General features: G+C 69.6%; 25 protein-coding genes. 14 read left to right on the forward strand and 11 right to left on the reverse strand.

Annotated features, from left to right (window positions below; genetic code table 11):
- Window positions 1-464: 464 nt before the first annotated feature.
- The 7 genes from GA0070619_RS05655 (at window position 465) to GA0070619_RS05685 (ending at window position 10,521) form a co-directional block, all read left to right on the forward strand.
- The gene (locus GA0070619_RS05655; RefSeq protein ID WP_088947079.1) at window positions 465-1,976 is read left to right on the forward strand and encodes a sugar ABC transporter ATP-binding protein; all 1,512 of its coding nucleotides are present in this window, start codon (window positions 465-467) and stop codon (window positions 1,974-1,976) included.
- Window positions 1,973-2,944, forward strand: coding sequence for an ABC transporter permease (locus tag GA0070619_RS05660; protein ID WP_088947080.1), 972 nt, complete (start codon window positions 1,973-1,975; stop codon window positions 2,942-2,944). The genes GA0070619_RS05655 and GA0070619_RS05660 overlap by 4 nt, the downstream gene beginning before the upstream one ends.
- A 2-nt stretch (window positions 2,945-2,946) precedes the next feature.
- Window positions 2,947-3,930: an ABC transporter permease gene (locus GA0070619_RS05665; RefSeq protein ID WP_197699603.1), complete on the forward strand. Its 984-nt coding sequence runs from the start codon at window positions 2,947-2,949 to the stop codon at window positions 3,928-3,930.
- A gap of 13 nt (window positions 3,931-3,943) precedes the next feature.
- Window positions 3,944-5,125: a substrate-binding domain-containing protein gene (locus tag GA0070619_RS05670; protein ID WP_231927288.1), complete on the forward strand. Its 1,182-nt coding sequence runs from the start codon at window positions 3,944-3,946 to the stop codon at window positions 5,123-5,125.
- Window positions 5,126-5,131: 6 nt separating this feature from the next.
- A complete protein-coding gene (locus GA0070619_RS05675; RefSeq protein ID WP_088947082.1) occupies window positions 5,132-5,983 on the forward strand; it encodes a sugar phosphate isomerase/epimerase family protein in 852 nt (283 codons plus the stop codon).
- Window positions 5,984-6,063: 80 nt separating this feature from the next.
- The gene (locus GA0070619_RS05680; RefSeq protein WP_231927289.1) at window positions 6,064-8,457 is read left to right on the forward strand and encodes a ricin-type beta-trefoil lectin domain protein; all 2,394 of its coding nucleotides are present in this window, start codon (window positions 6,064-6,066) and stop codon (window positions 8,455-8,457) included.
- A gap of 498 nt (window positions 8,458-8,955) precedes the next feature.
- Entirely contained in the window at window positions 8,956-10,521 is a 1,566-nt protein-coding gene (locus GA0070619_RS05685; protein ID WP_088947084.1) for a pectate lyase family protein, read from the forward strand.
- Between the two features lie 37 nt (window positions 10,522-10,558).
- Here GA0070619_RS05685 and GA0070619_RS05690 read toward each other — a convergent pair whose 3' ends face one another.
- Entirely contained in the window at window positions 10,559-11,224 is a 666-nt protein-coding gene (locus tag GA0070619_RS05690; protein ID WP_088947085.1) for a TetR/AcrR family transcriptional regulator, read from the reverse strand.
- Window positions 11,225-11,325: 101 nt separating this feature from the next.
- Between GA0070619_RS05690 and GA0070619_RS05695 the strand changes: the two genes are divergently transcribed.
- Window positions 11,326-12,240: an SDR family NAD(P)-dependent oxidoreductase gene (locus GA0070619_RS05695; RefSeq protein ID WP_088947086.1), complete on the forward strand. Its 915-nt coding sequence runs from the start codon at window positions 11,326-11,328 to the stop codon at window positions 12,238-12,240.
- A gap of 18 nt (window positions 12,241-12,258) precedes the next feature.
- Here the strand turns inward: GA0070619_RS05695 and GA0070619_RS05700 are convergent, their stop codons facing one another.
- From GA0070619_RS05700 to GA0070619_RS05720, 5 genes are all read right to left on the reverse strand, one after another.
- Window positions 12,259-13,569, reverse strand: coding sequence for a radical SAM protein (locus GA0070619_RS05700; RefSeq protein ID WP_088947087.1), 1,311 nt, complete (start codon window positions 13,567-13,569; stop codon window positions 12,259-12,261).
- Window positions 13,570-13,630: 61 nt separating this feature from the next.
- A complete protein-coding gene (gene sodN / locus GA0070619_RS05705; RefSeq protein ID WP_088947088.1) occupies window positions 13,631-14,035 on the reverse strand; it encodes a superoxide dismutase, Ni in 405 nt (134 codons plus the stop codon).
- Window positions 14,036-14,179: 144 nt separating this feature from the next.
- Window positions 14,180-14,986: an inositol monophosphatase family protein gene (locus tag GA0070619_RS05710; protein WP_088947089.1), complete on the reverse strand. Its 807-nt coding sequence runs from the start codon at window positions 14,984-14,986 to the stop codon at window positions 14,180-14,182.
- Window positions 14,987-14,989: 3 nt separating this feature from the next.
- Complete coding sequence (locus GA0070619_RS05715) at window positions 14,990-15,541, reverse strand: hypothetical protein (protein WP_197699604.1); 552 nt, start codon at window positions 15,539-15,541, stop codon at window positions 14,990-14,992.
- A gap of 121 nt (window positions 15,542-15,662) precedes the next feature.
- Window positions 15,663-16,112 (reverse strand): iron chaperone, encoded by a 450-nt coding sequence (locus GA0070619_RS05720; RefSeq protein WP_088947090.1) that lies wholly within the window; start codon window positions 16,110-16,112, stop codon window positions 15,663-15,665.
- 200 nt (window positions 16,113-16,312) lie between these two features.
- On the opposite strand from GA0070619_RS05720, the gene GA0070619_RS05725 reads away from it, so the two are divergent.
- On the forward strand, window positions 16,313-17,041 hold the full coding sequence (locus GA0070619_RS05725; protein ID WP_088947091.1) for a hypothetical protein: 729 nt from the start codon (window positions 16,313-16,315) through the stop codon (window positions 17,039-17,041).
- Between the two features lie 89 nt (window positions 17,042-17,130).
- On the opposite strand, the gene GA0070619_RS05730 is transcribed toward GA0070619_RS05725, so the two are convergent.
- The 3 genes from GA0070619_RS05730 to GA0070619_RS05740 are packed head-to-tail and all read right to left on the reverse strand — an operon-like array spanning window position 17,131 to window position 19,938.
- A complete protein-coding gene (locus GA0070619_RS05730; protein WP_269458587.1) occupies window positions 17,131-17,868 on the reverse strand; it encodes an NADPH-dependent F420 reductase in 738 nt (245 codons plus the stop codon).
- On the reverse strand, window positions 17,865-18,896 hold the full coding sequence (locus tag GA0070619_RS05735) for an LLM class flavin-dependent oxidoreductase (RefSeq protein WP_088947093.1): 1,032 nt from the start codon (window positions 18,894-18,896) through the stop codon (window positions 17,865-17,867). Before GA0070619_RS05735 ends, GA0070619_RS05730 begins: the two co-directional genes overlap by 4 nt.
- Window positions 18,889-19,938: an LLM class flavin-dependent oxidoreductase gene (locus GA0070619_RS05740; RefSeq protein WP_088947094.1), complete on the reverse strand. Its 1,050-nt coding sequence runs from the start codon at window positions 19,936-19,938 to the stop codon at window positions 18,889-18,891. The genes GA0070619_RS05735 and GA0070619_RS05740 overlap by 8 nt, the downstream gene beginning before the upstream one ends.
- Window positions 19,939-20,011: 73 nt before the next feature.
- Here GA0070619_RS05740 and GA0070619_RS05745 point away from each other — a divergent pair, with 73 nt between their 5' ends.
- The 4 genes from GA0070619_RS05745 to GA0070619_RS05760 all read left to right on the forward strand — a co-directional run bounded on the left by GA0070619_RS05745 (window position 20,012) and on the right by GA0070619_RS05760 (window position 24,582).
- The gene (locus tag GA0070619_RS05745) at window positions 20,012-20,503 is read left to right on the forward strand and encodes a MarR family winged helix-turn-helix transcriptional regulator (RefSeq protein WP_088947095.1); all 492 of its coding nucleotides are present in this window, start codon (window positions 20,012-20,014) and stop codon (window positions 20,501-20,503) included.
- A 291-nt stretch (window positions 20,504-20,794) separates the two neighbouring features.
- Window positions 20,795-22,684 carry an ABC transporter ATP-binding protein gene (locus GA0070619_RS05750; RefSeq protein ID WP_088951580.1) on the forward strand — a complete coding sequence of 630 codons (1,890 nt, stop codon included), beginning with the start codon at window positions 20,795-20,797 and terminating at the stop codon, window positions 22,682-22,684.
- Between the two features lie 93 nt (window positions 22,685-22,777).
- Window positions 22,778-23,923 (forward strand): sensor histidine kinase, encoded by a 1,146-nt coding sequence (locus tag GA0070619_RS05755; protein WP_088947096.1) that lies wholly within the window; start codon window positions 22,778-22,780, stop codon window positions 23,921-23,923.
- Window positions 23,920-24,582 (forward strand): response regulator, encoded by a 663-nt coding sequence (locus tag GA0070619_RS05760; protein ID WP_088947097.1) that lies wholly within the window; start codon window positions 23,920-23,922, stop codon window positions 24,580-24,582. Before GA0070619_RS05755 ends, GA0070619_RS05760 begins: the two co-directional genes overlap by 4 nt.
- A 7-nt stretch (window positions 24,583-24,589) precedes the next feature.
- Here GA0070619_RS05760 and GA0070619_RS05765 read toward each other — a convergent pair whose 3' ends face one another.
- On the reverse strand, window positions 24,590-25,024 hold the full coding sequence (locus tag GA0070619_RS05765) for a DUF6223 family protein (protein WP_088947098.1): 435 nt from the start codon (window positions 25,022-25,024) through the stop codon (window positions 24,590-24,592).
- A gap of 314 nt (window positions 25,025-25,338) precedes the next feature.
- Between GA0070619_RS05765 and GA0070619_RS05770 the strand changes: the two genes are divergently transcribed.
- Window positions 25,339-25,719, forward strand: coding sequence for a hypothetical protein (locus tag GA0070619_RS05770; RefSeq protein ID WP_088947099.1), 381 nt, complete (start codon window positions 25,339-25,341; stop codon window positions 25,717-25,719).
- A 32-nt stretch (window positions 25,720-25,751) separates the two neighbouring features.
- Here GA0070619_RS05770 and GA0070619_RS05775 read toward each other — a convergent pair whose 3' ends face one another.
- Complete coding sequence (locus tag GA0070619_RS05775; protein ID WP_157743914.1) at window positions 25,752-26,516, reverse strand: hypothetical protein; 765 nt, start codon at window positions 26,514-26,516, stop codon at window positions 25,752-25,754.
- Window positions 26,517-26,710 lie beyond the last annotated feature (194 nt).

Raw genomic sequence — 26,710 nt, forward strand, 5'->3', positions numbered from 1 at the left:
TTCTGCCTGGACGCCTGGGCGGGCACGAGCGCGCGCTGGGCTGTCCTCGTGCCGTTCGCCGAAACGGCAGTCAGACCGGCAGGACGTCACACAGCGTGATGATGGCCGTGGTTGTCGTCCCGTGGCCCGCGAGGTCAGGATGAGCTAGAGATCGATGGGTGTCAATCAGCGAGGGTAACATCCGATGTCCTGCCCGGTGGACGACGGCCGTGAGTGGCTCCCTGGCTGCGGTGCCACTGTCGATCATGGACCGGCCTGGCAGTCGGCCTAGATCGAGGATTGCGGACCCGCATCCAAACATCTATCTTCATACGTGTGATGTTTCGCCGATGTCAAGAGAATGTTTGCAACGCGCGAACGTAAGCCGCCTCCGTTCCTACGAAAGTTTGATGTCCAGCGCTTCAAAGTCACCGTAGTGTGGCATTGAATGCTGTCGATAACTACTGTCTGTGAGGGCACTCGGGATGTCAGACTCGCGGCCGGTGCCGCTGCTCACCCTTCGGGGTATCGGCAAGTCCTTCCTCGGAGTACGCGTTCTCGGCGAAGTCGACCTCGATGTGGCGCCAGGCGAGGTCCACGCCGTCGTCGGTGAGAACGGCGCAGGGAAGTCGACCCTCATGAAGATCGTCTCGGGCGGATACTCGCCGGACGAGGGCACTGTCGAGTTCGCCGGGGAACCCCGGGTGTTCCGTGGCCCGCGAGACGCGCAACGGGCCGGCGTCGGCATCATCCACCAGGAGTTCAACCTGCTCCCGGAGCGCACCGTCGCCGAGAACGTCTACCTCGGCCACGAGCCGGTCCGCCGCGGGTTGGTCGACCGCCGGGCGATGCTCGACCGCACCACGCGGCTGCTCGCCTCGATCGGGGAGACCACGTTGCCGGCGGACGCCCGGGTGGGGCAGCTCGGCGTCGCGCAGCAGCAGGTCGTCGAGATCGCCAAGGCACTCGCCTTGGACGCGCGGCTGCTCATCATGGACGAGCCGACCGCCTCGCTGGCGGACCACGAGGTCGAGCTGCTCTACGGGTTGGTACGCCGACTCCAGGAGAGGGGCATCGGCCTGCTGTACGTCTCGCACCGGCTCGCCGAGGTCTTCGACCTGTCCAGTCGGATCACCGTCCTGAAGGACGGCCGCCGGGTGACCACAGTGGACACGGCGGACACCACCGCCGACCAGTTGGTGCGGCACATGGTCGGCCGCGAGCTCTCCAGCTACTACCCCGACCGGGCCAGCCCCGACGACCTGGGCCCGGTGCGGGTCACCGTCCGCGATGCGGGAAACCGGAAGCTGCGCGGCGTCAACCTCGAGTTGCGTGCCGGCGAGGTGCTCGGCGTCGGCGGCCTGCAGGGCTCCGGGCGTTCGGCGCTCGCCCGCGCGCTCTTCGGGGTGTCGCCGTTCACGACCGGCGAGGTCACGCTCGACGGCAGGCCGGTGCGGCTGCGCTCGCCACGCACCGCGATGCGGGCCGGCATCGCCTACGTCACCGAGGACCGCAAGGGCGAGGGGATCGTCCCCCGACAGTCGGTCCTCGACAACACGCTGCTCGCCAGCCGGGCCGTGTTCGCGATCCGCTCCGGCCACGCCGCCCGCACCGTCCGCGCCCGCGAGCTGCTCGCCGCCGTGGAGGTTCGTGGCGCCGGCGACGACCAGGAGATCCGCTTTCTGTCCGGGGGCAACCAGCAGAAGGTCGTGCTGGCCCGATGGCTCGCGCTCAACCCGCGGATCCTGCTCTTCGACGAGCCGACCCGGGGCATCGACGTGGGCGCGAAGTCCGCCATCCACGATCTCGTCCGCCGTCTCGCCCGCGACGGCGCGGCCGTGCTGATGATTTCGTCCGACCTACCGGAGCTGCTGGGGATGAGTGACCGGATCGTCGTCCTGCGCGACGGCCGCATCGTGGGCGAGTTGCCCGCCGGCGCGTCCGAGGAGGACGTCGTCGCGTTGGCGGTCGGGACCGCGCGGGAGGCAGCTGCATGAGCGCCCTGTCGCTCCTTCCGGCCCGCCGTCCCGTACCGGGCGTCTTCGTGGCCCTGACCCTCACCCTCGCGATCGGCTGGCTGGTCGTCCTCGTCGACGGCGGTCAGCTGTTCAACCAGTCCACGACGGTGAGTCTGCTGCACGTCGCCGCCGGCCTCGGGCTCGTCGCCGTCGGACAGACCCTGGTCATCCTGGGTGGCTCGCTCGACCTGTCGGTGGCGTACGTGATCAGCCTCAGCACCCTCGTCGCGGCCGAGACGATGAACGGCAGCGACGGCGCGTTGGTGCCGGCGATCGGCCTGGCGCTCGCCGTCAGCGCCGGTGTCGGGCTGCTCAACGGGCTCCTCGTCACCAAGTTCCGGGTCAACGCGTTCATCGCGACCCTCGGTGTCGGGCTGCTACTCAAGGGTTACCTCGACAACGGCTACGACGGCCCGGCCGGCACGACCTCGCCCACGCTCGTGCAGTCTCTCGGCTACCAGCGCGTCGGCCCGGTGCCACTGTCGTTCCTGTTGCTGATCGCCGTGACCGCAGCGGCCTGGTTCGCGCTCTCGCGGACCCGCTTCGGCCATCACCTGGTCGCCGTCGGCGGCGACCCGGAGGTGGCCCGGCTCTCGGGTGTCCGCAACGACCGGATCCTGGTCACCGCCCACGTGCTCTGCTCGATGTGTGCCGGGCTCGCCGGTATCTACCTGGCCAGTCGGCTCGGTTCGGGCGCTCCCCGGGTGGGCACCGAGGGTCTCTACGACCTGGAGTCGATCGCCGCCGTGGTGATCGGCGGGACCGCCCTCGCCGGCGGGCGCGGCGGTGTCATCGGCACCGTCGGTGGGGTGCTGCTGCTCGCCAGCATCGACGCCATCTTCAACCAGCTCGAGGTGGATGCCTTCTTCAAGCAGGTGATCCGGGGCGTCATCATCATCGCCGCGGTCGCCGTCTACGCCCGCAGGGCCATGCGAAAGGCGGCCTGACCGTGCAGACCGTCCAGCCCCGTTCACTGCCGCTGCGTCTGCCGCGGGTGCGCCCCGGTGGTGTCCTGCCGATCCTCGCGATCCTCGCGGTGCTGCTGGTGCTCGTCGGCATCCGGCAGCCCGACTTCCTGTCCCCGCCGTCGCTGATGTCCTTCCTCGGTCGTTCGGCGCCGATCATCCTGCTCGCCGCCGGTCAGTACTTCGTGATCGTCTCCGGTGAGTTCGACCTCTCGGTCGGTTCCCTGGTCACGGCGCAGGTGGTCGTCGCCGCCCGGCTGATCGACGGAGACCCGGCGCGTACCTGGCCGGTGGTGCTGCTCCTGCTCGCCTTCGGAGCACTCGTCGGGCTGGTCAACGGCCTCATCACCACCCGGCTGCGGGTGCCGTCGTTCATCACCACCCTCGGCATGTTCCTGATCCTGGTCGGGGCGGTCTACCTGTGGTCCGACGGTGCACCGAAGGGTGGGCTCTCCGAGGAGTTCCGGCGGTTCGGCCGGCGCGCCTTCGAGGACGTGCCGGTGCTCGGCCGCATGCCGTACGCGCTGCTGGTCCTGTTGGTCCTGGCGGTGGTGGCCGTGCTGCTGATGCGGTCCGACTTCGGCCGGACGCTGGTCGCCGTCGGCGACAATCCGCGCACCGCCGAGTTGAGCGGCGTACGCGTGTGGCGTACCCGGACCATCGCCTTCATCCTCAGCGGGCTCGCGGCGGCCGTGGCGGCGATCCTGCTGGGCGGCTACAGCGGCGTCTCGTTCCAGGCCGGAGCGGGCCTGGAGTTCGGTGCCATCACCGCGGTCGTCCTCGGTGGCGTCGCTCTGGGCGGGGGCCGCGGCGCGGTCGTCGGCGCGATGCTCGGGGCGCTGACCCTCGAACTGCTCTTCGCCCTCATGAATTTCTACGGCGTCTCCGGCGCCCTCAGGTCGGCCGTCCAGGGCGGGATCATCCTGCTCGCCGTGGCGGTCTCCGCAACTCGTTCTTCGTCGAGATAAAGGGGAAACCATAGTGCGACGTTTCATGGCGGCGCTGGCCGCTGTCACCCTGCTGTCCGTCACCGCCTGTTCCACCGACGAGCCGGCCGCCGGCCCCTCGGGCAGTGCCCCCGCCGCCGGTTCGGGCACCGGGGACCAGTCGAAGTTCTTCGTGCAGGCCGATTACGACGCGGAGCTCGCGCTGCTCGACGCCGCCGCCACGGGCCCGGCCGACAAGCCGTGGGAGCAGGTGCTCAACCCGACGATGGTGGACACCGCCAAGTTCAAGAAGAAGGGCCCGCACAAGATCTGCTTCTCCAACGCGGCCCTGAACAACCCGTGGCGTCAGGTCGGGTTCAAGACCATGCAGGCCGAGGTCGATGCACAGAAGAGCCGCATCAAGGAGTTCGTGCACGTCGACGCCGAAGGCAAGGACCAGAAGCAGATCGCGGACATCAACGACCTGCTCGGCAAGGACTGCGACGCGCTCATCGTCTCGCCCAACACCACCGCCACGCTCACCCCGGCCGTCGAGGCGGCCTGCCAGGCGGGGCTGCCGGTCATCGTCTTCGACCGTGGCGTCAACACGAAGTGCCCGGTGACCTTCATCAACCCCATCGGCGGTTACGGGTTCGGTCACGTCGGCGCCGAGTTCGTCAGTCAGAAGATGAAGCCCGGCGGCAAGGTCCTCGCCCTGCGGATCCTGCCTGGTGTCGACGTCCTGGAAACCCGGTGGTCGGCGGCGAAGGTGGCGTTCGACAAGGCGAAGGTCGACGTCGTGGGTGTCGAGTTCACCGACGGTGACCCGGCCAAGACCAAGAAGATCGTGGACGACTACATCCAGCGTTACGGGACGATCGACGGTGTCTGGATGGACGCCGGAGCGGTTGCCGTCGCGGCGGTCGAGGCGTTCCAGGACGCGGGCAAGCCCGTTCCGCCGATGAACGGTGAGGACCAGCTCGACTTCCTGAAGATCTGGAAGGACAAGCAGCTCACCGCCATCGCGCCGACCTACCCGACCTACCAGTGGCGTACGCCGATCATCGCCGCGCTGCGGATCCTCGACGGCGAGCAGGTCTCCAACCCGTGGAAGCTGCCGCAGCCGACCGTCACCCAGGACAACCTGGACCGGTACCTCGATCCGAGCATGCCGCCGCTGCACTACGCGATGTGCGGCTGCACCGACCTGCCCGGTTACCCGCAGCGCTGGAAGTAGGTCCCGGTGTACGCCATCGGTGTCAACCCCTGGGTGTGGGCCTCGCCGGTCGACGACGAGGCCCTGGCCGAGCTGATCCCACGGATCGCCGCGTTCGGCTTCGACGCCGTCGAGCTGCCGATCGAGCAGCCCGGTGACTGGGACCCGGTCCGTACCCGGGAGCTGCTGGCCGCGCACGGCCTCGCCGCCGCCGGGGTCTGCGCGGTCACCCCGCCGGGACGGGACCTGGTGGACGCCGCACCGGCCGTCGTGGAGTCGACAGTGGCGTACCTCATGGGATGCGTGGCGAGCGCCGCGGCCGTCGGCGCCCCGTGCGTCGGCGGCCCGGTGTACGCCTCGGTCGGCCGCACCTGGCGGATGTCGCCAGCGGCTCGCGCGGCCTGCTACAAGGACTTCCGGCAGGCCCTGGCGCCGGTGGCCGAGCGGGCGGGCGAGTGCGGGGTGAGCATCGGCGTCGAGGCGTTGAACCGCTACGAGACGAGCGTCGTCAACACGATCGAGCAGACGGTCGAGCTGATCGACGGCCTACCGCCGAGCGTCGGCATCATGATCGACACGTATCACATGAACATCGAGGAGGCCGACCCCTACGCGGCCCTCGCGGTCGCCGGCCCGCACATCAAGCACGTCCAGGTCAGCGGCACCAACCGGGGCGCTCCCGGTGCCGACCACTTCGACTGGCCCCGTTTCTTCACGGTCCTGCGTGACACCGGCTACCAGGGCGCGATCTGCATCGAGTCGTTCACGGCGGAGAACGAGACCATCGCCACCGCCGCGGCGATCTGGCGCCCGTTGGCCCCCTCACAGGACCGCCTCGCCACGGACGGCCTGCGCTATCTCCGGGAGATCCTCGGCTGACCGGCGCCGCGCGCCAACCCCGCGCTCGTTGAGGCGATCCGCCCACCCCCATCCCTTTGTCATGTCAGGAGCACCGTCCCGTGTCCTCGTCCCTTCCGCCGCTGCGCCGAATGCTGGCCGGCGCCGCCGCGACAGCGTTGACCGCGCTGGTCGTGGTGGCCGCCTCGGCGTCCCCGGCCTCCGCTGCCACCACCACCCTCTACGCGTCGCCCGCTGGCACCGGCACCAGTTGCTCGGCCAGCCAACCGTGCTCGCTGACCGCCGCCCAGGCCGCGGTCCGGGCGAGCAACGCCACGATGTCCGGTGACATCGTCGTGCAGTTGGCCGATGGCGTGTACCGGCTCTCGTCGCCGATGCGCCTGACCGCTGCCGACTCCGGCAACAACGGCTACCAGGTGATCTGGCGGGCGGCGCCGTCCGCCCGTCCGACGATCACCGGTGCCCGGGCCGTCACCGGTTGGTCGCAGGTCGACTCCGGCAGGAACATCTGGCGTGCCAGCGTCGGCGCGGGGCTCGACTCCCGCCAGCTCTACGTCAACGGGGCCGTCGCCACCCGGGCGCGCACCGCCGTGAACCGCTCCGACTTCACCTTCACCACGGCCGGCATGCGGTTCAGCAACAGCGCTCTGAACTATCTCAACAACCTCGGCAACCAGAACCGGGTCGAGGTGGAGAGCGTCGGCTCGTTCACCGACCGGTACTCGCCGGTGCAGAGCATCAGCGGCAACTTCCTCACGATGCAACAGCCCGCGTGGAACAACAACACCTTCGGGTTCGACACCCTCTCCAGCCCGCACCGCGCCGGTCCCTTCTACCTGACCAACGCGTACGAGTTCCTGGACTCACCGGGGGAGTGGTATCTCAACCCGGGCAACGGTCAGCTCAACTACATCCCGCTCGCCGGGCAGAACATGAGCTCCGTCAGCGTGGAGCTGCCGCAACTCCAGTCCCTGGTCAACGTCGGTGGCACCTACGACGCGCCCGCGCACCACATCTCGTTCAGCGGCATCACCTTCACGGGCACCAGTTGGCTCGGCCCCAGCAGCAGCAACGGCTTCGCCGACCAGCAGACCGGCGCGCACATCACCGGCACCTGGGCGCGCCCGTCCGACGCGTTGACCTCCTGCCAGGCCGGCTGCCCCCAGTTCGAGGCCACCCGGCCGAACTGGAACCAGATGCCCGCCGCCGTGCAGGTGTCGGCGGCCAACACCATCACCTTCAGCGACTCGCAGTTCGTCAACCTCGGGCAGACGGCCATCGGCATCGGTAACGACGCCAACGCCCACGCCAGCGGTGTCGGCCTGGGCGCCAGCAACATCACCGTCACCCGATCCGAGATCGCCCGGAACTCCGCCGGCGGCATCGTGGTCGGCGGTGTACGCGCCGACGCGCACCACCCCGGCGACCAGCGGATGGTCAACCGCAACATCACCGTGAGCAACAACCGGGTGCACGATCTCGGCCTGGAGTACCGGGGGGTCGTCTCGATCCTGACCACCTACGTGAACACGTCGCTGATCTCGCACAACGAGGTCTACAACATGCCGTACACCGGTCTGTCGGTCGGCTACGGCTGGGGCGCCAACGACGCCGGCGGTAGCCAGCACTACGCGAACCGGGGCCTGTACAACTACCAGCCGCGCTACACCACGGCGACCACCGCGGCCAACAACCAGGTCATCGGCAACTACGTCCACGACGTGATGCAGCAGATGACCGACGGCGGGTGCATCTACACCCTGTCGGCGAACCCGGGCGGCACCATCAACGAGAACTACTGCCTGCGGACCAACGGCTGGTTCGGGCTCTACTTCGACGAGGGTTCCCGCTACTACACCGCCCGCAACAACGTGTTCTCCTCCACCGGCACCTGGGCCACCGCCAACTACTGGTACGCGGAGAACATGGGCAACTTCACCGTCACCAACAACTGGTCGACGAACAGCTCCACGAACGTGACCAACGGCGATCGCGGCAACGTCGTCAACGGCAACATCACGGTCAGCAACGGCAGTTGGCCGTCGGGCGCGCAGACGGTGATCAACGCTGCTGGCGTGCAGAGCGGCGGCAGCACCAACCCGCAGAACGTGCAGATCGTGGGCGTCCAGTCGGGCCGGTGCGCCGAGATCGGCAACTCCAGCACGACCAACGGCACGCAAGCCCAGATCTGGGACTGCATCAGCTCCGCCACCAACCAGCGGTGGACCCACACCGCCAGTCGACAGCTCATGGTCTACGGCACCAAGTGCCTGGACGCCTCCGGCCAGGGGACCACCAACGGCACCACGGTGGTGATCTGGGACTGCAACGGCCAGGCCAACCAGCAGTGGAACGTCAACGCCAACGGCACGATCACCGGCGTGCAGTCGGGTCTGTGCCTCGACGCGAACGGCGCCGGAACGGCGAACGGTACGAAGTTGATCCTCTGGTCCTGCAACGGCGGCACCAACCAGCAGTGGCAGCTGCGCAGCTGAGACTGCGGCGTGCGTCAACAGGTCCGGGCCGGGGCGACACCGCCCCGCCCGGGCCTGCGCGGTTACGGCTCCTCGACCACGCTCAGCCCGGTCGAGGAGCCGTTCCGTAGGCCCGTGCATGGTCTCGTCGGTCGCCACCCAGATCCGGTGGTCGTCACGGCTAGCGCTGCTGGTGGCGTCGGTGGAGAACAACGACGAGGGCTCCCCGTCGACCACTGCAACAAACCTGCAAGCGCTAACCCTTGCCTTGAGGGAAACCGCTTTCCTACGATTGCGTTACATCGATGTTTCATTCATGAGCCCGGGTGATCGCATTTAGGGCGATGCCAGCAGTGGGTGCCGATTGCGCGACGCCCACTGCGTTCACCAGGGGCAAGGGGATGTCGAGGACAGCCTGGCGATTTACTACCGCCAATTTCTGAGACGCGAGGTTCCGGCCGGTCGCGACGGCCGTCGCGTTGCGTCGGCAAAGACCAGACGAATGCGAAGTGAGGCGAGATGAGACGAGCAGTTTCGGTACGACTACCGGCAGCGCTGGCCACGGCAGCCGTGGGGATCGCGGTCGTGGTTGCCATGCCGACCCCTCAGGCGTCGGCGGCGGTCGGCAGCGCCACCGGCTACGCCACCCAGAACGGCGGGACCACCGGCGGAGCGGGTGGGCAGACGGTGCGGGCCACGACCGGCACGGCGATCCACGCGGCGCTGTGCGGCCGGGCCAGCAGCAGCACCCCGATCACCATCGAGGTCACCGGGACCATCAACCACGGCAACACCACCAAGGTGTCGGGGTCGAGCTGCAACACCGCGGCGGGCGTGATCGAGCTCAAGCAGATCAGCAACGTCACCATCATCGGGGTCGGCAGCGGAGCCGTCTTCGACCAGCTCGGCATCCACATCCGCGACTCCAGCAACATCATCATCCAGAACGTGACCATCCGGAACGTCAAGAAGTCCGGCTCACCCACCTCCAACGGTGGAGACGCCATCGGCATGGAGAGCACGGTCCGCAACGTCTGGGTCGACCACGTCACCCTGGAGGCGTCGGGCGGGGAGTCCGAGGGGTACGACGGCCTCTTCGACATGAAGGACAACACGCAGTACGTGACCCTGTCCTACAGCATCCTGCGCAACTCCGGCCGCGGCGGCCTCGTCGGCTCCAGCGAGAGCGACCTCTCGAACGGCTTCATCACCTATCACCACAACCTGTACGAGAACATCGACTCCCGTACGCCGTTGCTGCGCGGCGGCACGGCCCACATCTACAACAACCACTACGTGAGCCTGCACGAGTCCGGCATCAACTCCCGGGCCGGCGCCAAGGCCAAGGTGGAGAACAACTACTTCCGTGACTCGAAGGACGTCCTCGGCACCTTCTACACCAACGAGCGCGGCTTCTGGCAGGTCAGCGGCAACATCCTCGACAACGTGACCTGGTCTGGCACCGGCAGCGAGAACTACCCAGCCGGCCCCAACCTGACGTCCACCACCACTGTCAGCATCCCGTACCCGTACAGCCTCGACGGCGCGAGCTGCGTGCCGGACATCGTTCGGCAGACGGTGGGCGCCAATACGGGTCTGCGGGTGTCGAACGGCAGTTGCTCACCGCAGACCCCGCCGCCAACCACGCCTCCGCCGACCACGCCCCCACCCACCACACCTCCGCCGACCACACCTCCGCCGACCACGCCTCCGCCCAGTGGGACCAACCTCAGCCTGGGCGCCAGTGCCGACGGCTCCAGCAAGGCCAGCGGAACGAGCTACGGCAACGTGCGCGACGGCAACATCAGCAGCTACTGGTCACCGGCCGGCTCGACCGGCTCCATCTCGATCAAGTGGGGCTCGGCCACCCGGGTTTCCCGAGTGATCATTCGTGAGCCGTCGGGAACCCAGGGCTCCATCGGGTCCTGGCAGCTGGTCAACCACGACACCGGGGCCGTCCTGGCCTCGGGCAGCGGGGCCGGCCCCATCAGCTTCTCCGCTACGTCGTTGAGCAAGATCACCTTCAAGATCAACAGCTCCAGCGGTACGCCCCGGGTCGGCGAGTTCGAGACGTACGCCAGCTAGGGCGGTTTCCGATCGCGGGCGCTGCCGCGCTCTGGACTCAGGAGCGCGGCAGCATGCCCACGAGCGACGTGATGATCGCGACCCGCAGGGCTGTCCGCAGGTCGACCTGGTGGACCGCGAGCGCCGGCTCGGACTCGTAGACGGCGAGCAGGCTCGGCGGTGGCGAGGTGTAGGCGGACAGTGCGCCACCCACGAGCAGGGCGTTCAGGCAGAACAGCTCGGCGCGGTCGCCGACCTCGGGCAGGTGCCGCCGGACCAGGTCGGCCATCACCGCGAGGTTGCCCAGCGAGGCCCGCTTGTGTCGGCGGACCACCTCGACCGACACGTTGTGCTCAAGCACCCCACCCTGCGCGCCATAGAGATCACAGAGCACGGTCTGGGCGGCGAGCGACCGACTGAGCACGTCGGCCACCTGCTCCGCCCGTTCCAACGCGGGCCGGCCCAGGTCGACGCCGTGGGCCAGCTCCTGGTCAAGCTCGGCCAGCCAGGTCGTCGTCCGGTCGTCCATCAGGTCGAGCAGCACCGCCTCGCGGGACTCGAAATAGCGCAGCACCGCCGTCTTGGCCAGGCCGACCCGCCGGCTCAGCTCGTTCAGGGTCACCTCGGCTACCGGCATCTCGTCGAGCATCGCCGAAGTGGTCTCCAGGATCGCTCGGCGCCGGATCTCACGCTGCTCCTCGCTGCGCGCCCGCTGGAACGTCATGACGTCAACCCTAGCTTAGGTACCGGCGGTTCCTTGACATCGTACTGGCGGTACATTACCGTTCGAGCATAAGTTACCGGCGGTACATTGGGGAGCCCGAAATGAAGTGGACCGAGCAGCAGATTCCGCGCCAGGACGGCCGGGTGGCCGTGGTCACCGGCGCCAACACCGGACTCGGCTTCGAGACCGCCCGGCGGCTCGCCGAGCGCGGGGCGTCAGTCGTCCTGGCCGTGCGCGACACCGGGAAGGGCAAGCTGGCCGCTGCCCGGATGAACGGCGACGTCTCCGTACGGGAGCTGGATCTGACCTCGCTGGAGTCGGTGCGCGCCGCCGCGGACGGTCTGCGCGCCGCCCACCCGAGGATCGACCTGCTCATCAACAACGCCGGCGTGATGTACACCCCGAAGCAGACCACCCGCGACGGCTTCGAGATGCAGTTCGGCACCAACCACCTGGGCCACTTCGCCCTCACCGGCCTGCTGCTCGACCTGCTGCTGCCCGTGCCCGGCTCCCGGGTGGTCACGGTCAGCAGCACCGGCCACCGCATCCGCGCGGCCATCCACTTCGACGACCTGCAGTGGGAACGGTCCTACGGCCGGGCTGCCGCCTACGGCCAGTCGAAGCTCGCCAACCTGATGTTCACCTACGAGTTGCAGCGTCGGCTCGCCGCACACGGCACCACCGTCGCGGTGGCCGCACACCCCGGCGTCTCCAACACCGAACTGGCCCGCAACACCCCGTCGGTCGTTCGCCGGCCGGTCACCTGGCTCGCCCCGGTGATCACGCAGCCCGCGACGGCGGGCGCGCTGCCCACCCTGCGGGCCGCCACCGACCCGTCCGTCCTCGGCGGGCAGTACTACGGCCCCGACGGCCTGGGCGAGGTGCGCGGCCACCCGAGGCTGGTCACGTCCAGCCCCGAGTCCTACGACGTGACAGTGCAGCAACGCCTCTGGGCCGTCTCGGAAGACCTCACCGGCGTGCGGTTCCCGGTGGGCCAGGCAGTCGTCGCGGCGTGACCGTGCCACGGGCACCCGTCACGAGGGCGTGGCCGGCAGGGTGTCCATGAAGGAACTGACCGAGAATACGGCCCGGCCCGGTCCGGCCGGGCCGTAGCCGGGTGGGCTGGACAGGCCGTTGGCGTCCATCGTCGCCCGGTAGACCTCCAGCAGGCGGACGTGATATTCGAGCGGTGCACCCTCGGGGTTGGCTCGGCCGAGCGGCGTGGTGGGCTCCGGGCACCAGGTGGTGAACCTCGGCGTGATCCCACGCGACATGAAGTATTCGAGCCCCGTGGCGGTGGAGTCGATCGCCTCGCTCACGCTCGCGAAGCCGTGCGGAGCCGCCATCTCGATGCCCGCCACGAAGTTCGGGATCACGTTGCCCGCGCCGAAGACCTCGGCGGAGTCGAGGATGCGGCGGTGCCACTCCTCCCGGCCGACGTAGCGCTCCTTGCCCGGGCAGTACAACTCGAACAGCCGCTTGTCCCACACCTCGTAGTTGGGGTGGTAGATGCGAATCCCGTAGTCGTGGAAACGCTGCACGTCGGCTCGGGGCAGCGCCTGGGCGACGACCTTGCCGATCCACCGCCCGGGAAACCGTTCCTCGATCGCCTGCGCGTACCGGCCGTAGAAGTCCGCCTCAGCCAGCCCGTCGACCTGCGAGGTGATGCTCCCGCCGGTCAGCGTGTACGCCTGCGAGGCGCGGTCGGTGTCGTACCGGTCGATGATCTCCAGGGCCTCCAGCACCTCGTCCACGGGCTTGACACCGGTGTAGGGCCGACCCGCCTGCTTGTGCTGGCGCCAGTTGTGGTTGATGTCGCAGTACTGGCACTCCTCCTTGGCACCGAAGTACTGGCAGACCCGGAACGCGGTCAGGTAGATGAGATAGCCCCACTGGATCGTCGGGGCGACCTCCATCACCGACTTGCCGTTGGCGAGCGTGTGGCGGTAGTAGGCCGGCATGGGCGGCAGCCCGACATCGGCGATCGGCCGTCCGTCCAGGAACAGCCGCAGTCGACCGTCGCCGTCGGTCCCGACCCGGTACGGCGAGCTCGGGTTGATGCGGACCGACACGACGGTACGACGTAGCTCGTACGGACCCCCGGTGAGCACGATCTCCTCGGGCGGCCGACGCAGCGCGGCCGTCCCCAACTCCGGCAGCGTCCGATGATCGAAGGAGAAGATGAAGTACGACTTCGGCTTGACCGTCCCGCTCTCGTTGTCGGTCAGCGCCGCGTCGTCGAAGGCGAGCCCGCCGCGCAGCAGATCCTCCTTGAGGACCGCCTCTCGTGGCACCTGCGGAAAGCGGCTCATCAGCTCTTCGACGAGGTCGGTGCGCGACGTCATGCGGTCCTCCTGAAAGGCGGTACGCCGGACCGGGTGGCCTGCGCCACCCGGTTCCGGTCGGTCAGCTCTGCTTGGTCTCCCAGAAGATCTTCGAGATCTCCTCGATCTTCCCGAGGAGCCGGTCCGCGACCGCCGGGTCAGCGGCGCCCTTCGCGCCACCGGCGCCGGCCAGCTTGGTGGCCTCGTTGAAGAGGCTGTGCAGCTCGGGGTACTTCTCGAAGTGCGGCGCCTTGAAGTAGTCGGTCCACAGGACCCAGAGGTGGTGCTTGACCAGCTCGGCCCGCTGTTCCTTGATGAGCAGCGATCGGGTGCGGAACTCCGGGTCGTCGCTGGCCTGGTACTTCTCGGAGATCGCCTTGATCGACTCGGCCTCGATGCGGGCCTGCGCCGGGTCGTAGACGCCGCAGGGCAGGTCGCAGTGTGCGCTCGCGACGGTGCGCGGGCGCAGAAGGCGTGGCAGGTACATCAGATTTCCTCCGATGGCAGTGCTGGGGTGACGGACGTCCGGCGAAACAGCTCGTCCGCCTTCCGGCCGTCAACGTGATCCACCACGTGACGCTAGAACCTGAACCACGGTTCATGTCAAGCTGCCGGGCCCGGGCCTCGGCCTTCAGTCCCTTTCGGTGCGCTGTCTGCGGATGAGAGCCAGCAGAGCGGCATGGGTCTGCTCGTCCGCGGCGGCGACGAGGCCTTCGCCGCCGGCGTGCAACGGCCGGCCGTCGATCCCGGTGACCACACAACCGGCCGCCTCGCAGAGGGCGATGCCGGCTGCGAAGTGGACGCTCTGGCGCAGGTCGCGGCCGTCCGTCACGTAGGCGGCGCGGCGGCCGGCAGCCACCCAGGCCACGGCCAGGGTGCTGGAGACCACACGTGGGCGGAACTGTGCGATGAAGCCGTCGTCGGCGAGCATCCGGGCGGCCAGGAACGCGTCCCGGTGAGGAAACGGTGGATCAAGATTGAGGTCGACCAGCGTCGACTCGGCCGACGGCACGAGTCGTTGGTCCGTCCCTGCGCGTCGGACGTACGAGGCGACGCCGTCGGTCCAGAAAACCTCCTCGCTGAACGGGTCCGCCGAGGCGGCCACGGCGAGGTGTGTGCCGGTGCGTAGAGCGACGTTGACCGAGACCAGCATCGTCCGCGCGCTGTAGTTCAGCGTGCCGCACAACGGGTCGACCAGCCAGGTACGTCCGTTTCCGCCGGTGCCCGTGCGTCCGCTCTCCTCGCCCAGCAGGCCGTCGTCCGGACGTGCCGCCCCCAGGACGTCGAGGATGGCCTTCTCCGCCTCGATGTCGGCGGTGGTGGCGAAGTCGGTGCCGACCTTCGCGAAGCGCGTCAGCGAGGATCCGTACTGCGAACGGACCACCGCGGCTCCGGCCTCCGCCGCCTCGATGGCCAGCGCATGGTCTGTGGTGGACATCGGTTACTCCGCCAGTTCGGTGATCGGGGCATGACTGACGACCGCAGTCATGATCATTGGGGCGTCGCCGTCACACTGGTTGACCGAGACCGCGATCCATCGGCCTCCGGTCGCCGTGGGCCCCCAGACCGTCAGGTCGCCGAAGCAGTCCAGGTCGCCAAGGGCCTGGAACAGTGCCGGCAGGGGTGCGCGGGCCTGGTGCCGAAACAGCGGCACGCGCATGGAGACCTTGCGGTGCGGGCCCCACCGATGGTCCGACTCCCGGACGACGAGAGCCAGGTTCGCCTCGGCGGCATCCTCGGCCTGGTTCCAGTCGGCGCCGTACACGCCCGTGAGGGCTTCGCTCTCCCACAGCGGGATGATCCGAAAACCCGCGCCCCGGGTGCCGGTCCACTCCCCGGTGGCCGGGTCACCCTCGCTGACCGTCGGGCCGCTGGTGGGCAGATCCGCGGCGAGCAACGTCTCGATGTCGGACACCGCCCGAGTGGTGTCGAACACCTCACCGGCCCGGCCCGTCACCGGGCGACCCGTCCCACCGCTGTCGGCCTGTGCCACATCGTTCGCACTGCCTGCCTCCCTCAGCCTCCGAACCACGATCATCGTCCACGGCACCGCCGTCCGGCCAGCGAGGGCCGGACGCCGCCCGTGCCGATGGACGGACGCGGCGGGGCATAGGTCAGGAGACGGCTGCCTTCACCAGCTCGGTGACCTTCTTCTCCACGGCAGGGCTCCACTTCTGCAGCGCGTACGCCACCGGCCACAGGTCTCCGTCGTCGAGGTTGGCCGCGTCCTGGAAGCCCACTGTCGAGTACCGGTAGTTGAACTTGCCGGAGTCCTGGAAGAAAACGACGATCTTGCCGTCCGCGTTCGCGTAGGCGGGCATCCCGTACCAGGTCTTGGGCGTCAGGTCCGGGGCGGCGGCGGTCACCGTCACGTGCACGCGCTCGGCGAGCGCGCGATCGTCCGGCTCCATCTGCGCGATCCGGTCGAGGATCGCCTGCAGCCCGTCGGCCTTCTTGGCGCCCTTCTTGCCCTCGGCGCGCAGCTCGGCAGCGCGCTCCTTCATCGCGGCCCGTTCGTCGGCGCTGAAGCCGTCGGAGGTGGTCGTGGAGGTCTTCGCGGACATATCTAGGCTCCCTCTCGTTGGTCAGGTCAGGCGCGCTGCCGGTGACCTGGGAAAAGGCTAGGCCTGGTCGTGCCCGTCGGGCTTCTCGATTCCTGATCGGTTTCGCCGCTCGGACGGACGCGAGCTCGGGACGGCGGGGCGGCAGGCACCGTCAGGGCGTCCGGGCGGTGATTCGGACACATGGGTGGGGGAGAGGCTTCGTGACCTTCAGTGAGAGCGTGCGTTCGGCCTTTCGGCGTGGTGAGACCGACGCTGTGGTGCGGATGAGTGAGGCCGAGATCGAGCGGGCCCAGGCGGCCGGTGACCCGGCGGGTGAGGTGGAGGCCCGCTACAGCCTGGCCCGGGTGGCGATCCGCGGTGGCGACCTGGCGGGCGGCGAAGCGCGGGCCCGGGAAGCTCTGGAGGTGGCACTGCGCTCCGGCGACCGCAGCCTGGAGGAACGGCCGAGGCACGTGTTGGCCGGCGTGGCGCGCATGTCCGGCGATCTGCTGCGGGCTCGGGACCTGTACCGGGAGAGCATCGCGCTCAACGAGTCGCTGGGCCGGCCGATGATGGTCAACTCCGAGTTCCACAACCTTGCGTTCTGTGAGCTGGGGCTGGGCAATCTCGAAACGGCGAGGGCACTGTTCGCCGAGAACCGCGAGCGGGTGTTCGCCAACGACTGGGCAGACTTCGTGCCGTACGTCTGCGTCGCGGGCGCCGCGCTCGCGACGGCCGAGGGCGATCACGCGCGGGCGGCGCTGATGATCGGTGTCGCGGACGCCGCGTTCACGGCGCTGGGCCAGGTGCCGGACCCGGACGACGCGGCCGACCTCGCCACGATGCGCACCGCCGCGATCGAGGCGCTCGGCCGCGCCGCCTTCGACGCGGAGTACGCGGCGGGTCAGGGCCTCGAACCACGGGCGGCCTTCGCGCGCGACCAGCGCTGAGGGCCGGTGACCGCTTGTCGCCGGTCAGGCGTCGACCGACGTCCGGTACGCCCCAGCGCGCGATGTCTGACGGGCGACGCCACTGTCGACTACGACGCCTCTCGGGCTGCCGCGATGGTCCGTCCGCGCTCCGACTCGGGAAAACGGTCGAGCATGGCGCGTACCTCGTCGGCGCTGACGTTCGCGCCGAACATCTCGCTGCCCGGTTCGAGCCGTACCCCCTCGGCCAGGGGGCCCGCGACGACCGGATCGAAGCCGAGCGCGTCCACAAGGGAGGCGACCGCCGTGACGGCGGTGGTGTCGTCGCCGGCGACCGCGATGGCCTTGCGGCCGGTCGTCCCCGCCGGCCGCGCCTCATCCTCAAGATCGTGGTAGCCCATGTGGTTGAAGGCCTTGACGACGCGCGAGTCGGACAGGAAGGCCTGGACGATCTCGCTCGACGAGGTGTGCGGATCGGTGAGGTCCGCGCGGATACCGTCGATCTCCCACCAGTAGTTCATGGCATCGACGACGAGCTTGCCGCGCAGTGCGTCGACGGGAACGCTGCGGTACTTGCCCAGCGGGAGGGCGAGGATGACGATGTCGGCGTCCGCTGCCGCGTCACCCGCGGTGGTGGCTACCGCCCCCGGCGCGAGCACCTCGACGGTGAGGGCGATCTTCGCGGGGTCGCCGGAGCCGGCGACCAGCACCCGGTAGCCGGCGGCGACGGCGAGACGGGCGAGCACAGTGCCCACCTTGCCGGCCCCGAGGATGCCGAGGGTCACCGGCCGGCTCCGGTCGTTGTCGTTCATGTCGTCCCTCCGGTACCAAGTGCGTGCGCTGGTCAGCTCGTCAGGATGTCGCGGACCATGGGGATCACCTTGGAGCCGTACAGTTCCACGGCGCGCATCCGGGCACTCACCGGTTGCGCTCCGGCCGAGTAGATGAGGTCGAACCGGCCGACGCCGAGGCTGCGGATCGCGCGGGCCATCCGGCGGGCCACGGTCTCCGGGGAGCCGATGTAGAGCGAGCCGTTCTCCACCTCGGAGTCGAACTCCTGGCGGCGGATCGGTGGCCAGCCCCGCAGCGCGCCGATGCGGTTGCGCATCACGCGGTAGTGCGGCCAGTACACCTCCTTGGCCTCCTCGTCGGTGTCGGCGATGAAGCCCGGCGAGTGCATTCCGACCGGGTGCGCCGTCGTGCCGAGTTGATCGGCCGCCCGGCGGTACAGGTCGATGTAGGGCGCGAAGCGCTCGGGCGCGCCACCGATGATGGCGAGCATGAGCGGAAGGCCGTACTGGGCGGTGCGGACGACCGACTGCGGTGAGCCACCGACGCCGACCCAGGTGCTCAGGTGGCCCGACTCCGTCTTGGGGAAGACGTCGGCGTTCTCCAGGGGCGCGCGCAGGGTGCCGCTCCAGGTGACCGGCTTCTCGTCCAGCAACTTCACGAACAGTTCGATCTTCTCCTCGAACAGCGTGTCGTAGTCGCGCAGGTCGTAGCCGAAGAGGGGGAACGACTCCGTGAACGACCCGCGACCGAGGATCACCTCGGCCCGGCCGTGGGACAGCGCGTCGACGGTGGCGAAGCGCTGGAACACCCGGACCGGGTCGTCGGAGCTCAGCACCGTCACGCCGGAGGCCAGCCGGATCCGCGACGTACGGGTGGCGATACCGGCCAGCACCGTCTCCGGCGTCGACACCGAGTACTCCGGCCGGTGGTGCTCGCCCAGGGCGATGACGTCGACGCCGAGCTGGTCGGCGAGCACCGCCTCGTCGACGACCTGCCGGATCGCGGCGGCGTGGGAGACGAGCTTGCCGGAGTCGTCCTCCGGTACGTCGCCGAACGTGTCGAGGCCGAACAACAGATCAGACATGGGTGGGCTCCTTCGCCAGCAGCTCCCGGACCCGCGGCGCGACCTCACTGCCCAGCAGTTCGATGGTGCGCGCGCGTGCCTCGCGGGGCAGGTGCATGATGTCGTACTTCAGGTCGAAGCGGCTCAGTCGCAGGTCGCGGGCGACCGTGGCGATCTTCTGCGCCACCGTCTCGGGTGACCCGACGAAGAGCGCGCCGTGGTCGATTTCGGCCTCGTAGCGCGCGCGGTCGGGTTTGTAGAAGCCGCGTTCCTCGGCCAGCGCGGCCACCACCGGCTGCCAGTGTCGCCACCACGTCTCCACCGCCTCCTCGTCGGTGTCTGCGACAAGGCCGAGAGAGTGCTGCCCGATTGGCTGCGGGGTATGCCCGAACTGTTCGAGCGCCTTGGTGTAGAGCTCGACGTGGCCGGCGAACCGCTGGGGTCGCCCGCCGATGATCGCGAGCATCAGTGGGAGTCCGTGCCGGGCGGCGCGGATCACCGAGTTCGGGCTTCCCCCGACGCCGATCCACGTCGGGATGCCGCCCGGCTGCATCCGTGGGTGCAGGCGCTGCTCGACCAGGGCACTTCGCACGGTGCCGGACCAGGTGACCGGTTCGTCCCGTTGGAGCCGCAGGAAGAGGTCCAGCTTCTCCTCGAACAACCGCTCGTAGTCGGTCAGGTCGTAGCCGAACAGCGGGAACGACTCGGTGGCCGACGCGCGTCCGAGAACCATCTGGGCGCGCCCGTTCGACACCGCGTCGAGGGTCGCGAACTCGTGGTACAGGCGTACCGGGTCGTTCGTGCTGAGCACCGTGACCGAGGTGCCGAGGCGAATCCTCTCGGTGGCCGTCGCGGCCGCCGCGAGCAGGACGGGTGTCGCCGAGTCGTTGTGGCCTTCCCGATAGTGCTCGCCGACGCTGAACACGTCGAGCCCGACCGACTCGGCGAGTCGCGCCTCGTTGACGAGGAGCCGGACGGTCTCGGCGTCGCTCAGGACGCGGCCGCCGTCGGTGGCCACCTCCCCGAACGAGTTGAGCCCCAGCTCGAAGCCTGTTGCTGCCATCGTCTCCTCCTGCCGGTTGACGTGTCAATCATGCTAACTTGGCGATTGACACGTCAATTCCCGGGAGAATGACATGACGGACACCACACCCGGCCGGCGGGGAGGACGCCAGCTCCCGACCGCCGAGGAGCTACGCATCTGGCGGGACTTCATCGAGACGACGGCAGCGCTGAGTTCGCGCCTGGAGTCCCGCCTACAGGGCGACTCCGCGTTGTCGACGGGGGACTACGCCGTGCTGCTCGCTCTCAGCGAGGCGCAGGGCCAGGCGATGCGGTCCTCCGAACTCGCGTCACACATCGGCTGGGAGCGGAGCCGCCTCTCCCACCACCTGGGGCGGATGGAGCGACGGGGCCTGATCCGGCGCCAGGAGTGCGCCACCGTGCCCCGGGGAGCCGAGGTGCTGCTCACCAAGGTCGGAGCCGACGCGTTCGCCGGGGCCGCCTTTCCGCACCTGCGCGCCATCCGTGAACTCTTCGTGGACGCCCTCACGCCGGATCAGATCGTCGCGGCGGGCGAGATCGCCGCGGCGCTGCGAGCGCGCCTCGACGTCGTGGGCAAGGGCTGATCAGCAGGGGACGCTGCGGTCAGCTGGCGAGTTGCGCGAGCGCGCTGCGGCCTTCCGCCAACCATCCGTTCATTCATGACTGCGAGTGATCAGTCAATTGCTAACGGCTATGTCTGGGTGGTCCAATCCTCCAGGAACCCGCCAATCCGCCTGGCCTGGCTGAGACGGCGACGGTGCGCCGCCCCGGGAGGTACGACCATGATCGAGACCGCCGCCGCAGAGCCCCACCGCACCCGGTCAGGCCGCCCCGGCGCCGGGCGCACCGAGTCGGTGTTGCCGGAGCTGCGGGAGATGTGGTGGGAGACGGGGGTGCGGGCGCGAGCCGAGGCCGGTGTCTTCGCCGTCTTCGCCGAGCTGCCCAGGCTCGTACGGACAGCCCTGGGCATCAGCTGGCGCGCCGACCGACTGCGTACCGGCGTGGTGGCCGCGGCGACGGTCGGCGCGGGAGTGATGGCCGCCTTCGGCCTGTTGGCCACGCAGCGGGTGCTGGTGGAGTTGTTCGCCGGCGGGCCGACCGCGGACAAGGTGCGGGCGGCGATGCCCGCCCTGGCCGTGCTGGCGGCGGCGGTCGCGCTGCGCGCCGGGATGGGCATCGCCACGGGGTACGCACAGAACGGTTTGACGCCGCGGGTGAGCCGCGAGGTGGAACGGGGTCTGTTCGAGGTGTCCACCGCGGTACGCCTGGAGGCGTTCGACGCCGACGCGTTCGCCGACGACATGGAGCGCGCCTCCCGGGGCACCGAGTCGACGATCGGGCTGGTGCAGGCGTCGATGAACCTGCTCGCCGGGCTGGCCGGGCTGCTCGCCGTGGCGGCCGCCGTCGTCATCATCCACCCACTGCTGCTGCTGGCACTGCTGGTGGCCACGGTGCCCAACGCGTGGGCGTCGTTGCGGGCCGGGCACCTGCGCTACCAGACGTACACCGCCGGATCCGTGCGCAGACGTCGACTGTGGCTGCTGCACAAGCTGATGGCCGAACGGGCCTCCGCCCCGGAACTGCGCTCGTACGGGCTGCGCGGGTTCCTGCTCGATCAGTACGACCGGGTGATGCAGGTGGAGACCGACATCCAACTCGCCCTGGCCCGTCGGGTCACCACGACCACCACGGTCGGGGCGATGATCGGCGGTCTCGCCACGGGCACCGTCTACGCACTGCTCGGCCTGCTGCTCCTGGACGGGCAGATCCCGCTCGCCGCCGCGGCGACCTGCGTCATCGCGGTGCAGTCCGCGCAGCGGTCCCTGGCCATCGCCACCTTCCAGGTGGACCACGTCTACACCGAGGGCCAGCATTTCGGCGACTACACCGGCTTCATGACGCGCGCCGACGCCTACCTGCCGGACGCGACACGACCCGCCGCCGCCGGTCCGGAACGGTTGCGGGAGTTGACCGTCAGCAGGGTGAGCCTGCGCTACCCGGACCGGGACACCCCCGCCGTGGACGACGTCACGTTGACGATCACCGCCGGCCAGACGGTCGCGCTCGTCGGGGAGAACGGCTCGGGCAAGACGACCCTCGCCGCGATGATCGCCGGCCTCCGGGCCCCCTCCGAGGGCAGCATCGAATGGAACGGCCGACAGTTGTCGGAGTGGAACGTCGCCGGGCTGCGGGCCCGAATCGCTGTGGTGACGCAGGAATACCACAAGTGGCCGTTCACCGCGGCGACGAACATCGCCATCGGCGACGTCGACACCGAGGCCCGGCAGGACCTCATCGAGGCCGCCGCCGCCCGCGCGGTCGCCCACGACATGATCAACGAGCTTCCGCACGGGTACGAGACGCTGCTCGACCGGACCTTCGCGAGAGGTCAGGATCTGTCCGGCGGTCAGTGGCAGCGCATCACCGCGGCCCGCGGGTTCCTGCGCGACGCCGAACTGCTGATCATGGACGAGCCGTCCTCCGCTCTCGACCCTCGAGCCGAGGACGCGCTGTTCCAGGCCATCCGCGACCGTCGAGGCCGGGCCACCACGATCCTCATCACGCACCGGCTCGCGAACGTCCGCCACGCCGACCGGATCTTCGTCCTGCACCACGGCCGGCTGGTCGAGGCCGGCACCCACGACGAGCTGGTCGCCACCGGCGGTCGGTACGCCGAACTGTTCGCCCTCCAGGCCGCCGGCTACGACACCAACCTGACCAGGGAGCCTCAGCTTCCGCACCAGGGCACCGCGACCTCCCACTGAGCAACGACACGGGGAAGAGGGTGCACGAGCGCCGGCCACGTCCGACGGTTCGGGCGTACTCCCGCCTGTGCGCCGGAGGTTAGGCTTCGGCCTATGTCAGGGTCGCGGTGGCGTGGCCGGGCGGCGGACGCGGGCCTGGTGCTCGGCGTCGGGCTGGTGGCCCTCGTCGGCCTGGTGGTGCAGTCGCGCGGCATCGACACCGCAGCCGAGTTGGCGGCGCTGCTGGCGGTGCTGGCCTCCTCCGGTGCGCTGTACGTCCGCCGCCGCCACCCGGTGCCGGTGGGCGTGGTGGCGTTGGTCGCCGTCGGCGCGTACGGGGCGTTGTTGCACAAGACCGGCCCGATCATGTTGGTGTTCGTCGTGGCGCTCTACACCGTTGTCGACGAGGGCCATCTCCGGGTCGCCATCGGGCTCGGCCTCGCCTCGGTGATCGCCTTCGCCGTCGCCGACAGCGGCAACCGTTCCCCGGACACCAGGAACGGTGCGACGCTGCTGCACGCCGGCTGGCTCGTCGCGGTCATCGTCGGGGTGACCCGAAACCGCCGGGCCTACCTCGCCGAGGCGCAGGCCCGGGCGGTTGCCGCCGAGCAGAGGCTGGAGGAGGAGGCCCGGCGACGGGCCACCGAGGAGCGGTTGCGCATCGCCCGCGAGCTGCACGACGTGCTCGGCCACCATCTCTCGCTGATCAATGTGCAGGCCAGTGCCGCGTTGCACCGACCGGACCCCGCCCGGTCCGAGCAGGCGCTCACCGCGATCAAGGAGACCAGCAAGGAGACACTGCGCGAGTTGCGGGCGACGCTGGGCGTGCTGCGGCAGGAGGGTGAGGCGCCGATCGTGCCCGCGCCGGGCCTCAACCGCCTCGACGACCTGATCACCACGGCGGGGCGTTCCGAGCTGGAGATCCGCACCGAGTTCGCGGAGATCCCGGCGCTGCCGCCGGAGGTCGACCTGGCGGTCTACCGGATCGTCCAGGAGGCACTCACCAACGTGGCCCGGCACGCGGGCGCCACCGCCGCCGTGGTCCGCGTCCGGCCCGACCGCGACGACGTGCTGGTGGAAGTGGAGGACGACGGCACCGGCGCACCAGGCGCGCCCGGCAGTGGGATCCTCGGCATGCGCGAACGGGCCCGGGCGCTGGGCGGGTCGCTGACCACGGGCACGCGGCCGGACGGCGGCTTTCGGGTCTGCGCCCGCCTGCCGCTGCGGCCCGACCCGACGCCGGTGGGGGAGCGGGCGTGATCCGGCTGCTGCTCGTCGACGACCAGACCCTGGTCCGCGCCGGCTTCCGCTCCATCCTGGACGGTGAGGATGGCATCGAGGTGGTCGGTGAGGCCGCCGACGGGGCGGAGGCGGTGCGACTCGCCGTGCGGCTGCGGCCGGACGTCGTCCTCATCGACATCCGGATGCCCGTGCTGGACGGCCTCGCCGCCACGGGGCAGATCGTCGCGCGGACCGATGCCCGCGTCATCATCCTGACCACGTTCGACCTGGACGAGTACGTCTACGGGGCGTTGCGAGCCGGCGCGAGCGGGTTCCTGGTCAAGGACACCGAGCCGGCGGAGCTGATCCACGCGGTGCGGGTGGTCGCCCGCGGTGACGCGCTGATCGCGCCGGCGATCACCCGTCGACTGATCGCCGAGTTCGCGGCCCGGGTCCGGCATCCGGACCCCGGGCCGCGACTGAGCGTCCTCACCGAGCGGGAGCGTGAGGTGCTGACACTGGTCGCCGCGGGCCTGTCCAACGACGAGATCGCCGCGCGACTGGTGCTGAGCCCGGCCACCGCCAAGACGCATGTCAGCCGGATCATGACCAAGGCGCAGGTGCGGGACAGAGCCCAGCTGGTGATCCTCGCCTATGAGTCGGGTCTGACCGTTCCCGGCTGGCTCACCCGATCCTGAGCCACTCTCAGGCGGCCAGCCGGCCGGTGCGGCGGGCGCGGGCCAGCGCCAGCCCACCGAGGACCACGCCGACCAGGCCGACCGCCACGGCCACATACGCCCCGCCCCGCCCGTTGCCGGTGCCGATGCCGCTGTCGGAGGTGGCCACCACCAGCCCTCCGAGCGCCAGACCGAGCAGGCCCGCCGCCAGGGCCAGGACGGCGCCGAGCAGCCCGGAGCCGGTGCCGAGGCGACCGGCGGGGCGGGCCAGGGCCAGCCCACCGATGACCGCACCGACCAACCCCAGCAGTACGCCCACGCTGGCGCCGAGTCGCCCGGAGCTCATGGTCATGGCGGTGGCGGCGGTCGGCTGGACGGAGGAGTGCGCGGCTGCCGGCGCGGCCAGGGCGATTGCCCCGGTAGCGCCGGCAACGGCGGCGGTGAGCAGACGACGGATCGACATCACGTTTCCCTTCGGTCCCACGACGGTTACCGCCGCCAGCGTATGAACCGAAGTGCGCGTGAGTCGTCATGCCGACGATGTCGATGCGCCTACCACTGGGGATGTACGCACACCGCCCGGCGTACCGCCGCAGTTGTCTCCCGTGATCAGCGCTGCTGGCCAAAAGCGGCCTTGACCTGCGGTTTTGTCAGATCCGAGCAGTGGCTTTCGTGGTCTGTGAGTGGTACGACTGAAGCATCCACCGATCGGGGTGACGCAATGGTCACGTCAGTGTTCGAGTTCAGCGCCCCACCACTGCGACCGGTGAGACCATCGTGACGGGCCCGGAGGACACCGAGAACACGGCTGCCTACAACCGCGGTCTCGGCGCGGGACGCATCGAGCAGCGTCTGCAGGGGCACGATGAGCACCTGCGGCAGATCAACGGTTCGATTGACTCGATGACGCGGGCGTTGCATGCCCTCACCGAGGAGTTACGTGCCAATGCCGCCGCGTTCCGCGCCACCGTTACCTCGGATCGCCGGGACGACACTGAGCGGGAGAGGATCGCCGCGGTCCGGGTCGAGGAGGCGGACATTGTCACATCCCAGCGGACGGTCCGGTGGACGGCATGGCAGCGCTGGTTCGCCGTCCTCGGCGCGATCATCCTGGTCGTGAACTTCGGTCTGGGGCTCTACGTCGCCTTCAACGGTTGACTCGATCGGCTTTCGCCAGCAGGAACGCCGGATCACCGCTGCCAGGCGTCGATGGTGCGTACGCCGTCGCGGAGGACCCGGTCCACCATGGCGGGGTCGCCGTTGGTGCCCTCCCACCCCTGGTCGTCAAAGACCGTCACCGTGGTGTCGACGCGCGCCACGGCGATCTGGCTGGACGAGCTGCCGCCGGTGCGGTCTCCGTTCAGGTTCGTCCCGGCCCACGTCCGGTCCAGCAGCAGCGCCTCGTCGCCAACGCCGGACAGGGCCCGGCTCTTCACGGTGCCGGGGCTCCCAAAGTGGTCGTAGGAGGGGCACGCCTGCACGGCGGTGCGCAGGCGCGCCATGTACGCCGAGGCGCCGTCGCCCTCGAAGGTGAAGATGGTCTGGTGGATCATCCCCTGCGGCACGTTGGTCTCCGGTTCGCCGGCCTTCTTGTAGGTGACGGTCATCGCGGCGCTGGCGGTGACCTGTCGACCTCCGGTGCCGAACTCGTTGGCGCACAGCTTCGGCAGGGCCTCTTCGACGGGCGTCGTCCGTCGGGGGGACTTCCGCAGCTCGGTGGGCAGCTCGACGAAGGCTGACGTCGGGATGGTCGCCGGAGCGCTCGCGCTCGACGATGGCGGGTCGCTCGGGTTCGTTGCCGCCCCCGCGGTCGTCGGCGCCGCGCTCGATGGGGTCGCGTCGGGCGAGTCCTCAGCCGTGCTGCAGGCACTCGCGAGTGCGATGCTGCCGAGCAGCGGGACCAGCACAAGCAGACTTCGCGTACGGGAGGTCGGCGGTGTCACGTGTCGGCTCATGGTCACCCCTTGTCTGTTCCGACGCAGTTCCCTGCGACGAGTCGTCCAAAACGACAGTGGGCGGAGGCCGGACCGGCCCTCGGGAAACGGGGTGCCGCCACTGTGTCGGGCCGTTAGGCTGCCCCGCATGACCAGCGTGAGCGCCCACCGCACCGGACCGTCGTGTGACGTCCTGGTCGGTGCGCGGCGACGCC

It is taken from the genome of Micromonospora zamorensis (assembly GCF_900090275.1).
Classification (GTDB): Bacteria; Actinomycetota; Actinomycetes; order Mycobacteriales; family Micromonosporaceae; genus Micromonospora; species Micromonospora zamorensis.

What these genes read in the sequence shown, in the direction of transcription:
- GA0070619_RS05745 (WP_088947095.1), top strand. Translation starts at nt 20,012, where the DNA reads ATGACGGACACCACACCCGGCCGGCGGGGAGGACGCCAGCTCCCGACC.
- GA0070619_RS05775 (WP_157743914.1), bottom strand. Translation starts at nt 26,516, where the DNA reads ATGAGCCGACACGTGACACCGCCGACCTCCCGTACGCGAAGTCTGCTT.
- GA0070619_RS05685 (WP_088947084.1), top strand. Translation starts at nt 8,956, where the DNA reads ATGAGACGAGCAGTTTCGGTACGACTACCGGCAGCGCTGGCCACGGCA.
- GA0070619_RS05700 (WP_088947087.1), bottom strand. Translation starts at nt 13,569, where the DNA reads ATGACGTCGCGCACCGACCTCGTCGAAGAGCTGATGAGCCGCTTTCCG.
- GA0070619_RS05660 (WP_088947080.1), top strand. Translation starts at nt 1,973, where the DNA reads ATGAGCGCCCTGTCGCTCCTTCCGGCCCGCCGTCCCGTACCGGGCGTC.
- GA0070619_RS05740 (WP_088947094.1), bottom strand. Translation starts at nt 19,938, where the DNA reads ATGGCAGCAACAGGCTTCGAGCTGGGGCTCAACTCGTTCGGGGAGGTG.
- GA0070619_RS05710 (WP_088947089.1), bottom strand. Translation starts at nt 14,986, where the DNA reads ATGTCCACCACAGACCATGCGCTGGCCATCGAGGCGGCGGAGGCCGGA.
- GA0070619_RS05755 (WP_088947096.1), top strand. Translation starts at nt 22,778, where the DNA reads ATGTCAGGGTCGCGGTGGCGTGGCCGGGCGGCGGACGCGGGCCTGGTG.
- GA0070619_RS05690 (WP_088947085.1), bottom strand. Translation starts at nt 11,224, where the DNA reads ATGACGTTCCAGCGGGCGCGCAGCGAGGAGCAGCGTGAGATCCGGCGC.
- GA0070619_RS05720 (WP_088947090.1), bottom strand. Translation starts at nt 16,112, where the DNA reads ATGTCCGCGAAGACCTCCACGACCACCTCCGACGGCTTCAGCGCCGAC.
- GA0070619_RS05735 (WP_088947093.1), bottom strand. Translation starts at nt 18,896, where the DNA reads ATGTCTGATCTGTTGTTCGGCCTCGACACGTTCGGCGACGTACCGGAG.
- GA0070619_RS05765 (WP_088947098.1), bottom strand. Translation starts at nt 25,024, where the DNA reads ATGTCGATCCGTCGTCTGCTCACCGCCGCCGTTGCCGGCGCTACCGGG.
- GA0070619_RS05695 (WP_088947086.1), top strand. Translation starts at nt 11,326, where the DNA reads ATGAAGTGGACCGAGCAGCAGATTCCGCGCCAGGACGGCCGGGTGGCC.
- GA0070619_RS05655 (WP_088947079.1), top strand. Translation starts at nt 465, where the DNA reads ATGTCAGACTCGCGGCCGGTGCCGCTGCTCACCCTTCGGGGTATCGGC.
- sodN (WP_088947088.1), bottom strand. Translation starts at nt 14,035, where the DNA reads ATGTACCTGCCACGCCTTCTGCGCCCGCGCACCGTCGCGAGCGCACAC.
- GA0070619_RS05750 (WP_088951580.1), top strand. Translation starts at nt 20,795, where the DNA reads ATGTGGTGGGAGACGGGGGTGCGGGCGCGAGCCGAGGCCGGTGTCTTC.